The organism is Agrilactobacillus fermenti (assembly GCF_021030645.1).
Lineage (GTDB): Bacteria > Bacillota > Bacilli > Lactobacillales > Lactobacillaceae > Agrilactobacillus > Agrilactobacillus fermenti.
On the sequence record NZ_JACGCJ010000010.1, the window covers coordinates 1 to 12,724 of the forward strand.

Sequence of the window (12,724 nt, forward strand, 5' to 3'; positions counted from 1 at the left end):
TCACAGCCCATCAAGAAGTTACTGAGAAGACGGGGATCGAGTTTTACTTTCCAGATGCCCATGCTCCTTGGCAAAGAGGAACTAGTGAGAATACCAATGGTTTGATCCGGGAATATTTACCCAAGGGTCAAGATATCACAGCTTCCGATAGAGAGATTGATCAATACACAAGCCAATTGAATCACCGGCCAAGGAAATGTTTAGGTTGGAAAACACCCTACGAAGTATTCTACGATAAGAGTTTGCATTTAATTTGACAATTCAAGATATAAAACTTTATTAAAAAAATTAAATATTGAAAGGTAAGGCATATTATGGATAGAAAAGTCCAAATTGACCCAGATAAGTTTGCACTGGCCATTGCTGGAACAGTTAGCGATGGACCAGATGATGTTCGTGTCAGTAAAAACGCATTATTACGTTATTTGACAGCTTACTACTTAGTACTGCAATTTAATGAATTAGAAGCTGATCAGTTTAGTTTTAAGAATAGTGCTAATTTCAAACATATGATTGAAGGCTTAGATAGAATTGTACCCCATTAAGTATGACAAAATAGGAAAGATGTGATTAAAGACAGGTGTGAAATGATTTTTGTTTCACACCTGTCTTGACATCTGTCTAGACCACCTGTATGATGTTATACATGTCAAGACATACAGGAGGCAAGAAATGAAAGTACAAAGATTGTGGTCTATCAAATTATCATCAGCAACACTGGTTCTAATTCCAGCAGCAGTTGGTATCAACTATTTAGCAAAGGCACTAGCTGAGGGGCTAAAATTACCGGTATGGTTGGGTTCTATTGGGACGTTTTTAGCTAGTATGTTAGCTGGTCCGATTGCTGGGGCAATTAGTGGATTTATCAACAATGTGATTTATGGATTAACACTGTCACCAATTTCGACAGTTTATGCGTTGACGAGCATTGGCATTGGTTTAAGTGTCGGGGTGTTATTCCGATTAGGCTGGTTTAGTTCCGTTAAAAAAGTCTTATTAGCAGCTTTGGTGATCGCCTTTATTTCAGCTATTATTTCGACACCATTGAATGTCTATTTTTGGGCTGGACAAACGGGAAATGCTTGGGGTGATGCCATTTTTGCAGCGTTAGTTGCCCATCACACACCTGTTTTTCTGGCTTCGTTTGTAGACGAATTTGTTTTAGATATTATCGATAAAATCGTAGTTGCCTATTTGGCTTACGTGATTTATCGACGTTTACCGAATAAATTGATCAGCTTTTTTCAGGATGAGTCTCATGCTTAAAAAGGCACCATTTTCGGCTGGATTAGTGCATAAATCGTCTTGGACGCGCCATATTGATCCTGGTAGTAAATTTCTATTGATGGCGGATACAATTGCCGCCAGCATGGTCTTTTCTAGTCTTTCCGTGAATTTAGGTTTGATTTTATGCTTATTAATGCTTAATTTCAGCGCCCATATCTTACATAAAAGTTTGGTTGTATTGGCGTTTAGCTTATTTCTGATTAGTACAATGTTACTCATTCAGGGGTTGTTTTATGCTCAAAATCAAACACCGATCTTCACAATTGGCTGGTTGACTTTTTATCAGGAAGGCTTGCAGCATGCTGCCCTTTTGGCAGGCCGGATATTGATCATTACGCTGTCCGCTTGTTTGTTGATGTTTACCATGACAATTGGTGAAAATACAATTTACTTGGAAAAATTAGGTCTGCCTTTTCGCTATGTCTACGCGCTGATGTCCGTCTGTTATATTTTGCCGCAAATGCATGCCAATATGCGCCGAATACAATTGGCGCAACAAGCAAGAGGTGTTGTTGGTTCCGGACGGTTAAGACAGCGATTTCGAGCGATTTTACCTACTTTGATCCCACTGATCGTTATGACTTTAACGCGAACGATCAACCGTTCCATTGCGTTGAGGTTACGCGGTTTCGAATCAAAACAGCGCCAAACACCAAATTGGCAATATACTTATATTTTTGCCAGGGGCTTACATTATTTATTGTTTCTGGGGTTGTTGGCTCTATTAGGAGGCGTAGTATGGCTGTAGAAACATTTATTACACTAGATCGAGTTTCAGTGAAGTATCCCAATGCGCAAGATTTGGCTTTAGACTGGGTTTCAATGAGCGTGCCCCAGTTTGCTAAAGTCGGCGTTATTGGAAATTCAGATGCGGGAAAAACGACTTTCTGCCAATTATTAGCTGGTATTATCCCGGAAATGATCCATGCTAGGATTGAAGGCCAGCTACAGATCGATCGTAACGATACCAAACAAAAACCAAGTATTGGCTATGTTTTCCAAGATCCTGAGAGTCAATTGAGCGGACTCGCCGAAACTGTTGCAGATGAAATTGCATTTGGATTGGTCAATGCAGGTTTATCAGAGAGTGAAATTGATCAACGAGTAAAGCGTATCGCCCAGGAATTAGAGTTAACTTCAATATTACAACAGAGCCCAACTGAGATTTCTGGCGGGCAACAGCAGCGATTGGCCTTAGCAACAGTGCTAGTCGTAGAACCAGACATTTTAATTTTGGATAATCCTACCAGTCAAATGGATCCCCGAGGGAAAGCCTGGCTTTTTGAACATTTAGCAGCTTTAAAAAAGCAAACAATTTTTTTGGTTTCAGATGAAATTGATTTACTTTGTGAGTTTGCCGATTATCTTTGTGTGTTCGCCCAAGGGAAATTACTAGCTTTTGACATACCAGCGCGCGTGATCAATCAAGCAGATCAGAACCACTGGCCAATGGCACTGCCAGCGGTTTATCAATTTGCAAAAGCACTGTCAAAAACCATGGCGGGGACTTATCGCTATCCAGTAACATTAGGGCGGTTAAAGCGGGTGATGCATGATGACGATGATTAGTTTGGATCAGGTACAATATCAATACCCCGGATCAGCTATGAAGTTGACGATCGAACAATTGAAGATTAAAAATGCCTTAACAACAATTGTAGGGGCTAATGGTTCTGGTAAATCTACTTTATTGAAATTGTTGTTGGGACTATATGCGCCATCTCAAGGTACGATCAGTCTTGAAGGCCAGGATTTAAAAGCATTGCCTATTAAGCGTAAGTTAGAAATGATCGGGCTTGTTTTTCAAAATCCCAATGATCAGCTTTTTAATGCCACAGTCTTACAAGAAGTGACTTGGAGCGTACGCCAATTAGGGCTGCCTGTAGTAGAGCAGCGGGCAAAAGCGGCGTTGACCCAGGTTGGCTTAGAAGCGGAACTAACGACGAATCCTTATGATCTTTCTCTTTCAAAACGGCAATTATTAGCTATTGCAACGATTCTAGCAATAGATCCAGCAATTTATTTATTTGATGAACCTTTTAGTTATTTGGATTTTCCAGCACAACAACGAATTACTGCGTTAATGCGTCAGCTATCTGAGACTGGTCACCAAGTTATCGTTGTGACCCATGATATGGATTGGTTGGCAACACAAAGTGACGAGATTCTTTTGATGAATCAAGGGACAATTCAATTTCAAGGAACGCCAGCGGCCTTATTTACAAATCATGACTTTATGAAAATGGGACAAATTGCGCCGCCTCGGGTAATGCAAATCGCCCAAAATTTTGGCGATTATGAGGTTTATTTATCTATTGAGGATTATTTAGAAAAAATACAGCAAAAAAATTTATGAAACATTTTACTAAAATTGATAATTAGTACAGATATATTCTGCTAAAATAAAATAACCATCAAGAATTAAGTTTTTAGCTCTAATTCTTGATGGTTATTTTTATAGTTATGGCAACAGAATTAATCACACACTGCTTTCACGTTTGATCAGTTTCGTCGCAAAAGCAACCAGGCGTGCTGGCCGTTCAGAGTCTTGAATGCGTTCCGTAAGTAATTTAATCGCTTCTTCACCAATGCTAGCCGTATCGGAATGAATTGTGCTTAGCGCAGGTGTGGTGAACTTAGCAATAGCGACGTCATTAAAGCTGATGATGTTAACACGGTCAGGAACGGCAAGATTTGTTTGATTTAATGCCCGAATCGCACCAACAGCCATGGTATCACTGCCAACAATAAAACCGTGGGGTAAATTGGCACCAAGTTGCGCAATTGCTTGGTTCATTAATTTAAATCCTGATTCAGGTGTGAAAGCACCTTTAAAAATATATTCTGGATGATATAAATTCAAAAAGCGTAAGTAATTGGCATACGTTTGTAATCTTGGATCTGGCAATAACTGCCTTTCTTGGCCGGTACTTTCTTCGCCAATTAAGATGCCGATATCGTCAATATGATGCCGACGATAATGGTCAATAATATTTTTTGTTGCCGTTTCATAATCGCTGTGGACACTATCTAAATCAAACTCTAAGGCGTTTTGACCAACCACAATAATTGGCAGTTCAAATTGTTTTAGCAGTTTGAATTCAGTGTAATCAAACTTACCGATCAAAACCAAGCCTTCAGCAGCCACATTTTTTTCTTTCATGATTTTATCTAAGGTGATCACTTCGGTTTCAATACCTAAGCGATTAGCCATATTTTCGACCCCATATTGTAGTTGTAAATAATAAAGGTCTGAAAGTTCCTCTGACATGGTGTGCCATTGGATAATCATGACTTTTGTACTAGTTTTATGTTTTTTTCGCGGGCGTTTTTTGTATTGAAGTTCTTCAGCAACTTCCAATACACGTTGCCGTGTTTCGGGTGTGACAGCGAGCGTGTCGTCATAGTTCAAGATACGCGAGACGGTGGAGATCGAAACATCAGCCTTCTCTGCGATGTCTTTGATTGTTGTCATAAAAAAATTCATCCCTTATCATATAATGCTTAATCCAAATTATAACCGAATCACCGCTTAAAGAACATTATAACAGCTAAACCTCTTACGTATCATATATACAAAAAGCTCGGAAACAAAATGTAAATGTTTTGTCCCGAGCTCAGCAATTAAAATTATTGAAAAATTAATCTAATTTATTAACACCTTTACCAGGGGCTTCGTCATCAGCTAAATTTGCTGGATAAGGGTTCAATTTGAAGGCTTCATCTTCGCGAGGTGTACTCTCATTGACCGAGCCAAAAGCCTTGTGCAGTGTCACAGTACCCCAAGCAGGGACGGTGACGTGTTGCCAAATAGAGCCACGGCCATAGACGAGAACGGCGGCCTCTACGGGTTTGCCAGTTGGATTATACAAGTGAGCGGCAATTGAGCCATCTGGTGCTAAGAAAGCAACGGAGCCAACACCACCTGTGTAACCATCTTGGGTATAACTGCTGGAACCGATCACGGTTGAGCCGGGCACAACGTCTTGACCAAAATTGCGCAACATATAATATTCCAAATTGCGTTGCACTTTACCAGTGGTATGATCAATGGTTACAACACCACGACGTCCAGTGGAGCCTACCATATTCGGTAAACCACGCTCATCTAACGCCATGTTCCAAAGATCGATCATATTCAGCCCTTGACGTACAAGCCAGTTGCCAATCAAGCCAAACATAATATGAGAAGCATCTTCAGGGGTTTCTTCAATGAAACATCGACGTTCAGTCATAGCTAGCTTCCAATGAGGGTAGGAACGGCTGCCGTTGAATAAATTGGTATAAGGTCCATCATAAGTGTGGAAAGCAAAGCCATCAAAGGCACTAGCTTGTTCAGGTGTGATTTCATCACTGATATGTTTGTTTAAGATATTCAAACTGCCATCCCAAAAATAAATCTTTGTGTCAGGGAAAGTTTTGTCTAAAGCTGGCCGTAAATACTCATAACCAAATTTTGCCAATTCAGGAATTTTCCAAATCATAGCTGGCCAGGCAGCCGCATTAGAAGGCTCATTTTGAATTGTGATCGCATAAATTGGGATGCCGTACTGACGGTAAGCTTCAAGATATTTAACGAAATAGCGGGCGTAGACACTTTCAAAAGTATCTTTTTCTTTATCATAGCCATTACCGATATATTCACCAAAACGCAGATGACCACCCATTTTAAGTTCACCAGTATTTTTCATCCAAGCGGGTGCCGACCACGGGGAGGCCATGATTTTAACCGCTGGGTTGATTTGCAAGATTTCTTGAACAACCGGGACCAGATATTTTAAATCTTTAGTGGCATCTGGCGCGTCGGGTTCACCTTCACCAATGGAGAACTTTGACAAACTAGCATCATGTTCACCAAAAGGCACATCATCATAAGTATAGTAAGGCTGGCTCGCTGGTTCACAGGAGCCGAGCGGAATACGGATGGTTGAAAAATTGCCTTCTTTCGGGTCAAATAGTTCATGAAGTAAAGCACTACGCTGCGCTTTGCTTTGTTTCCAGATCAAAGAGGCAGCTGCATCAGTGATAGCGGCACCAGCGCCTAGCCATTCTTGGCGTTTATCAGAAGGATCAATGACGATTTTGGCAGCCTCACCTGGTTCAGTTTGCGGTGTGGGTGTTTGTAAGTGTGTTCTCTTTTCGGAGAGGTCACCAGCGGTCATGGTCCAAAATTCTGTTGGGAAAAGTCCTTCTTGTGTACTCAAATGAAACATCCTTTCAAAATCAGTTGTTAATTTTTACTAAATTTTAACACGTCATTATTTGACACGTTTGATAAGTGCGATACAGATACCACCAACTAATTCCATGGCAACGGCGAAAATGAAGATAGCCTGATAACCAAAAGCGGCAACAATGGCGGCAGCCACCATGGCACCTAACATTTGACCTAAAGTATTGGCTAAGTTGATCAAACCAAGATCTTTACCAGCGGTATCAGATGATGGCAAAACATCCATGTTTAAGGCACCATCAACGGAATTATAAAGCCCATTCCCAAAAGCGGCGATGATAGCGTAAACGAACATAGCCCAAGGTGCTTTGACAAATAATGGGAATAAAGCAGCAGCGCCTAAGGCAAAAGTAGCGATAACAACTGGTGCTTTGACACGGCCAAGTTTATCAGCTAAAGGTCCACCAACTAGGGCAAAGAAAACACCAATGAATAGCATGATACTAGAGAAAATTGAAATGGAACCGGCAGCAGCTTTTGTGCCTTGACCAATATAATCGGTAAATAAGAAGAGCAAGAAAGTTGTGATAATTGTGGAGCCAACAACCATGAAGAATTTACCAGTTAAAGCGAGGTAGAAATCCCGAGCATCATGAGTTGGGAAGAAGAAGTATTTCTTAAGTGAATCTTTATCGAATTTAACTCTAGGTTCGTCAAGATTAGACTTTTCTTTAATTAGAGCAACGTGGACGATGGCCAAAACAACAGTGATCGCAGCCATGACATAGATCCCAAACTTAACATTGCCTAGGAATTGGGCTGCTAATAATGCGAAGCCTTGTTGCGCAATGGTAAAACCAACACCGTAGAAAGTAGAAACAGTGCGACGCCATTTAGGCGCTACACGGTCCGATATTTGCGGGTAGATAGCCGCTGCAATGACATTTTCGGCCGCTGCCGCAATGATCCAAATAAATATAATAGCTGTGACAGAAGCAATGTTAGCGATTGCAATTAATGAAATAGCAATGGCAATCGTTCCGCCAATAATATAGGGCTTTCTTTTACCAAAACGTGTCCGCGTGACATCTGAAAAGGCGCCGAATAGTAAATTGGTAATCGCTCCGGTAATTGAAGCAACAGTCGCTAAAATACCAACGGCCCAAACCTTATGGGCGGCATCAATTTGACTAAATAATTGGGGAATTAAGACACTACGCGTAGAACCAATGGGCCCATACCAGCAAAGTGGGGCAATGGACATGGCGAAGGCAACGGTCAAGGGCACTTTCGGTTGATCTTCATCTTTAACGGCTGCGTTGGAAATTTCACCGACCGCCGTTTTGACAGGTTCCTTTTTGTTATGGGACCCATTATGAGGTGCTAAAGTATCTGACATATTAATTCGCTCCTTAGAATAATATCGATAAAATAATGACTATAATGATAAATTAAAACTTTAACTCAACTCATATACTTGTATATAAGCAGGTGCTTTTGAACGAACCTCCTTAATATTGATATTTAGTTCACAAAGCGGACGATTGCTAAAAAATGGCGGATAATAAGAGGGATGCATGATTTAGTAATCGTTTACATTTCTAATCACAATCTCGGTTTTACCAAAAATCAAGACATTTAAATACTTTTTACCAAACTAATATATTGCTTATTTTTTTAAAGCTGACAGATTATGCTGTCATATTGTTCGTCATCAAGTTTGTTAAATTGGTTTAGATACATACTGACAACGATAATCTTAGCAATTTATTGTTATTATTAATTATGAATTATGGCTCGGAAAATATTTTAGTAAAATTTATGTTGACTGAATTTTGATTCATAGTAGAATGAGCAATGGAAAGCGTTTTACTGAGGAAAATTATAAATTTGGAGGTTATTTCACAAATGGAAAAAGACCTATTATATCCAGTACAGAATCAATATCGGACCCAACAATCTTTAGACGGCCTGTGGCAATTCAAATTCGACCCAGAAGCTAAAGGTGAAACCGAACAATGGCAAGATCGACTAGAAACTGAGACCGAGTTACCTGTCCCAGCAAGCTTTAACGATTTCTTTACGGATAAAACTTCAAGAGAATACGTGGGTGATTTTTGGTATGCCCGGCAATTTTTTGTACCTGATTCTTGGCGTGACAAAAATGTTTATTTACGTTTTGATGCCGCAACACATCGGGCTAAAATATTTGTGAATGGCCAATATATTAGATCCCATGAAGGCGGCTTTTTGCCTTTCATGGCCCAAATTGATCAGGCTGTTAAATTTGGTGCTGAAAACACCGTGGCTATAAAAATCAACAATGAATTGCATCGCGATGCTTTGCCTGCAGGGGATACTTTAACGCTGAAGAATGGGCATAAGATGGCCAAGCCATTCTTTGACTTCTATAATTATTCGGGGTTGAATCGTAGCGTCCACCTCGTAGCATTGCCGAAAATCCATTTGACAGATTATGCAACCACTTACGCGCTAAAGCAAGATCAAGCTGAGGTACATTATCAGTTGACAGCTAACACAGCTGGCTTATCAGCTCAAGTCACACTCTTTGATGCAGCTGGTCAAAAAGTTGCGTCTGGTACTGGCCTTGAGGGGACTTTAAACGTGGCACAACCACATCTTTGGCAAGTGGGTAAGGGTTATATGTATCAACTGCAGATCCAATTGATTCAAAATGGTCAAGTGGTGGATCAGTATCAAGATGAGATCGGCATTCGGACCATCGAGATCAAGGGTCATGAAATATTCGTAAACAATCAATCCGTTTATATTCGTGGTTTTGGCCGTCATGAAGACAGCAATTTTGCTGGTCGCGGTTTTGATCTAAAAGTTGAAAAACGGGATTTGTCCTTGATGAAATGGATCGGTGCCAATGCTTATCGCACATCACATTATCCTTACGATGAACAAGCTTATCGAATGGCTGATCACGCCGGCATACTAATTATTGATGAAGTACCGGCAGTCGGTTTCAAAATGGCAGCAGCTAGTTTTCTCGGTGGCCTAGATCAGAATTTCTTTGATGGTGATTGGATTGACAGTCTTTATGAGAAACATTTGGATCAAATTACGGATCTGATTCAACGGGACAAGAATCACCCGAGTGTCTTTGCTTGGAGTTTGTTTAACGAACCTGACACGTCCAGTGAAAAATGTGTGCCTTATTTCACGAAAATATTCTCAGCCACTCAGGCGTTGGATCCACAAAGCCGACCGCGGACGTTTACTTTGAATGAGGATGATACCTATGAAGCGTCCCATGCCAAACAATTTCCAGATATTTTCTTATTGAATCGGTACCCAAGCTGGACTGCACAAACTACCATCAGTGATGTGGAGCGAAGAATATCAAGTTGAATTATTAGAAATGTTTAATCATGTGTTTGATAGCTATGACTTCATTCGCGGCGAGCAAGTTTGGAACTTAGCTGACTTCCAGACCGTGGAAGGCAACATGCGAGTCGATGGTAATAAAAAAGGGATCTTTACTCGGGAACGGCAACCTAAAGCAGCTGCCTTTTACCTGCAAAAACGATGGACGAGTTTGCCGCTGGATTTTAAAGCAAAGGAAGGCTAAGTATGCAAAAAACGGAATTTACGATTGATGGGGCAACGCTAGATTTAACTAAAAAATGGGCAATACATTTAAAGGCTTTGGTTACATCAGTTGCAACAATTCATCACGCTTATTATTGGACTATAAAGCTGAATACCCACAAGTTTATCAACAGATTCTGAAAATTTTATTTGGTGGTAAGCACCCGTTATTGACCATGCTAAAGGTAGAACTTGGTGATGATGCCAATACGTCCTCTGGCACGGAACCAGCAACCAAGCGCAGTGCTGACGAACCCGCTAATGTGCGCCGTGGAGCTGGATATCAATTGATTGCGGATGCTAAAAAAGTTCAGCCAGAGCTAAAAACAGCTATTTTGCGCTGGGGGAACCTGGTTATCTCAAGTCAGCTTGGCACCAAGTGCGGACGAATGATCCGGATCATGATGTTCCTGAATCGGCGTATGAAGCCATGTATCAGTTATATAAACAGATCATTATTGCCGCCTATGAAACTTATGGTTATTTGTTTGATTACGTGGATCCTGATCGTAATGAAACCAAGCACCCAATGACCCAATGGATCAAGTGGTTTGCCCAAAGATTGGCCAATGACGAAGCTGAATTTCCTTGGAATTTTCCAGTAGCACAGTATCACGAAATCAAAATTATTGCGGCCGATCAAAACTATGAAACCAATTTTGGCGATTTTATGATTGCAGATGATCAGTTACGGTCATTGGTACCAGCAGTGGGGTATCATTACAACACCGATGATGGCCCTAAAGCGCCTTATAAACAATTGGCTGATCAATACGATCATGAAGTCTGGTACAGTGAAGGGGTAGCACCCATGACACGAGGCGATTACCGAGTACGTGCTTCTGCTGGCACAGGTATTGGCGGCCAACAAAGTGGGTTAGATATTGCGAATCGTTTGATCAAGAGTTATTTCAAATCCCGTCGGAGTTTATATCTATTCCAGCCGGCCGTAGCTGCTTATTATCCAGGTGTGAACTATTCTCATAAGGAATTGATTACAGCACAGCAACCGTGGTCGGGGCATTTTACAGTGGATAACGTTGGTCTGCAGATCATTAAGCACTTTACCGACTTTGTAACTTGCGGCTGGGATCCGAAGACAGCTTGGCGTATCTTAACCACGGCTTGTTATAGTGGCGTCGGCGGGACTGAAAACCTCGGCACCCATACAGACGCTGCCAGTTATATGACTTTCGTTGCACCAGATAAGCAGGATTTTTCCACTGTATTTGTTAATGACAGCGCAACGCCCCATCAATATCGAGTGAATATCACTAATTTACCAAACAAGCGCCTATATGTTTGGCAATCTACGGGCCCAACACAGGCAACAGCAGCCTATGATAGCCAACTCAAAAAAATGGTCGCCACACCAGCAATTACGGCTGGCGCGTTTACCATTACAGTACCGGCATATGCAATTATCACGGTGACCACCCTGGATAAGACGCAGGATACTAGTGTGCAGTATCAGCGAATGACGACTGCTCAGCCAGATGATGTTTTGGTACAAGATGCTGACCACCAGCTTTTGTATGAGGACCATTTTGATTATCCCCAGTTTGAATCGACTTATCTTGACCACCGCGGTGGCACACCACGCTACCTGACCGATCAAGGCGGGGCCTTTGAAGTGGTCACTGATCAAACTAAAGAGCCTGTTTTACAGCAGATGATCACTGAAAAAGAACGGGCTTTGGATTGGGAATACTCTTTTGCACCGAACTTTACAGTGGGTGATGACCGTTGGAGTGACTATACAGTTACGTTGGCGTATCGCTTCGATACGACCACCGTGCAAAATAGTCCTGATGGCAATTATATTGGTATTGGTCTACGGCAAACTACAGATGTTAAAGGTCGTTTGGAAAGTGCCCCTTATGTGGTCAAATTAGATACCAATGGTTTTTATCAATTATTAGTTCGCGATCAAGTGGTGTTATTTGACTATGTAACTGTTTTTGATCCTAAACAATGGCATCAGTTCAGTTTTGGCGCGAAAGGCAATGTATTAATAGCTGAATTAGATGGGCAACCACTATTTACTTGGACCGATACGAAGAATCCAACCTATGCTGGCCGTGTTAAAGTTGGCTGTGGCTATTTCAAGACACAGATTAGTCAGTTGACCGTTAAACAAGCCGCTGCAGGTGATCTAGTCACAAAGCGTTTAGATAATTTGAATCAAGCTGTGACTTATACGGGTTCGTGGCAACATTTAGTCGGTCAGCGCAATACAATTTGGGAGCGGACACTCTCCATTGCGACTAATACGCCAGCTAGTTTTGAATTTGATTATCAAGGGCATGGCTTTGCGCTAGTAGGTCATCAAAATGAACCGGTAACGTTACAGCTGATTATCGATGGGACTTGTGTGGTTGATCAAGTTCAGACCAATGTTGGTTCTGAAAAGGGCACACATTATAAATGGGTGCAAGCAACGGGCGGTCAACATCATGCAAAAGTAGTTGTTTTATCAGGCACTTATCAATTAGATGCCATTGAAATCTTAGAAAGACAAGTATAAACAAGTAGAAATTACTGTATCAATTCACACATAGCTACTTGACAATTGGAACGACTAACTGGGGCCCATTTTTTTGATGGATTGAACCGTTCGAAAATCATGAGGTCCTGTAAGTTAGT

The 12,724-nt window shown here is 41.2% G+C and carries 11 protein-coding genes and 1 pseudogene; 9 read left to right on the top strand and 3 right to left on the bottom strand.

Annotated elements, in window-relative coordinates:
• From FHQ08_RS04750 to FHQ08_RS04775, 6 genes are all read left to right on the top strand, one after another.
• The coding region (locus FHQ08_RS04750; protein ID WP_230913252.1) for an IS30 family transposase at positions 1–257 on the top strand (257 nt) is incomplete at its 5' end.
• A 57-nt stretch (positions 258–314) separates the two neighbouring features.
• The gene (locus FHQ08_RS04755; RefSeq protein ID WP_230913253.1) at positions 315–545 is read left to right on the top strand and encodes a hypothetical protein; all 231 of its coding nucleotides are present in this window, start codon (positions 315–317) and stop codon (positions 543–545) included.
• A gap of 127 nt (positions 546–672) precedes the next feature.
• Positions 673–1,266 carry an ECF transporter S component gene (locus FHQ08_RS04760; protein ID WP_230913254.1) on the top strand — a complete coding sequence of 198 codons (594 nt, stop codon included), beginning with the start codon at positions 673–675 and terminating at the stop codon, positions 1,264–1,266.
• Positions 1,259–2,035, top strand: coding sequence for an energy-coupling factor transporter transmembrane component T (locus FHQ08_RS04765; RefSeq protein WP_230913255.1), 777 nt, complete (start codon positions 1,259–1,261; stop codon positions 2,033–2,035). The genes FHQ08_RS04760 and FHQ08_RS04765 overlap by 8 nt, the downstream gene beginning before the upstream one ends.
• Positions 2,026–2,856, top strand: coding sequence for an energy-coupling factor ABC transporter ATP-binding protein (locus FHQ08_RS04770; RefSeq protein WP_230913256.1), 831 nt, complete (start codon positions 2,026–2,028; stop codon positions 2,854–2,856). Before FHQ08_RS04765 ends, FHQ08_RS04770 begins: the two co-directional genes overlap by 10 nt.
• On the top strand, positions 2,840–3,643 hold the full coding sequence (locus FHQ08_RS04775) for an energy-coupling factor ABC transporter ATP-binding protein (RefSeq protein WP_230913257.1): 804 nt from the start codon (positions 2,840–2,842) through the stop codon (positions 3,641–3,643). Before FHQ08_RS04770 ends, FHQ08_RS04775 begins: the two co-directional genes overlap by 17 nt.
• A 123-nt stretch (positions 3,644–3,766) precedes the next feature.
• Here FHQ08_RS04775 and FHQ08_RS04780 read toward each other — a convergent pair whose 3' ends face one another.
• From FHQ08_RS04780 to FHQ08_RS04790, 3 genes are all read right to left on the bottom strand, one after another.
• Positions 3,767–4,762, bottom strand: coding sequence for a LacI family DNA-binding transcriptional regulator (locus tag FHQ08_RS04780; protein WP_230913258.1), 996 nt, complete (start codon positions 4,760–4,762; stop codon positions 3,767–3,769).
• A 166-nt stretch (positions 4,763–4,928) separates the two neighbouring features.
• Positions 4,929–6,449 (bottom strand): glycoside hydrolase family 30 protein, encoded by a 1,521-nt coding sequence (locus FHQ08_RS04785; protein ID WP_407929184.1) that lies wholly within the window; start codon positions 6,447–6,449, stop codon positions 4,929–4,931.
• A gap of 96 nt (positions 6,450–6,545) precedes the next feature.
• Positions 6,546–7,859, bottom strand: coding sequence for an MFS transporter (locus FHQ08_RS04790; RefSeq protein ID WP_230913260.1), 1,314 nt, complete (start codon positions 7,857–7,859; stop codon positions 6,546–6,548).
• Between the two features lie 509 nt (positions 7,860–8,368).
• Between FHQ08_RS04790 and FHQ08_RS04795 the strand changes: the two are divergent.
• The 3 genes and pseudogenes from FHQ08_RS04795 to FHQ08_RS13295 all read left to right on the top strand — a co-directional run bounded on the left by FHQ08_RS04795 (position 8,369) and on the right by FHQ08_RS13295 (position 12,605).
• Positions 8,369–10,058, top strand: a pseudogene (locus FHQ08_RS04795) (glycoside hydrolase family 2 TIM barrel-domain containing protein).
• Between the two features lie 55 nt (positions 10,059–10,113).
• Positions 10,114–10,611 carry a glycoside hydrolase family 30 protein gene (locus FHQ08_RS13165; RefSeq protein WP_330166070.1) on the top strand — a complete coding sequence of 166 codons (498 nt, stop codon included), beginning with the start codon at positions 10,114–10,116 and terminating at the stop codon, positions 10,609–10,611.
• Positions 10,509–12,605, top strand: a complete 2,097-nt coding sequence (locus tag FHQ08_RS13295) for a glycoside hydrolase family 30 protein (RefSeq protein WP_407929183.1) — start codon at positions 10,509–10,511, stop codon at positions 12,603–12,605. Before FHQ08_RS13165 ends, FHQ08_RS13295 begins: the two co-directional genes overlap by 103 nt.
• The last annotated feature ends 119 nt before the right edge of the window (positions 12,606–12,724 follow it).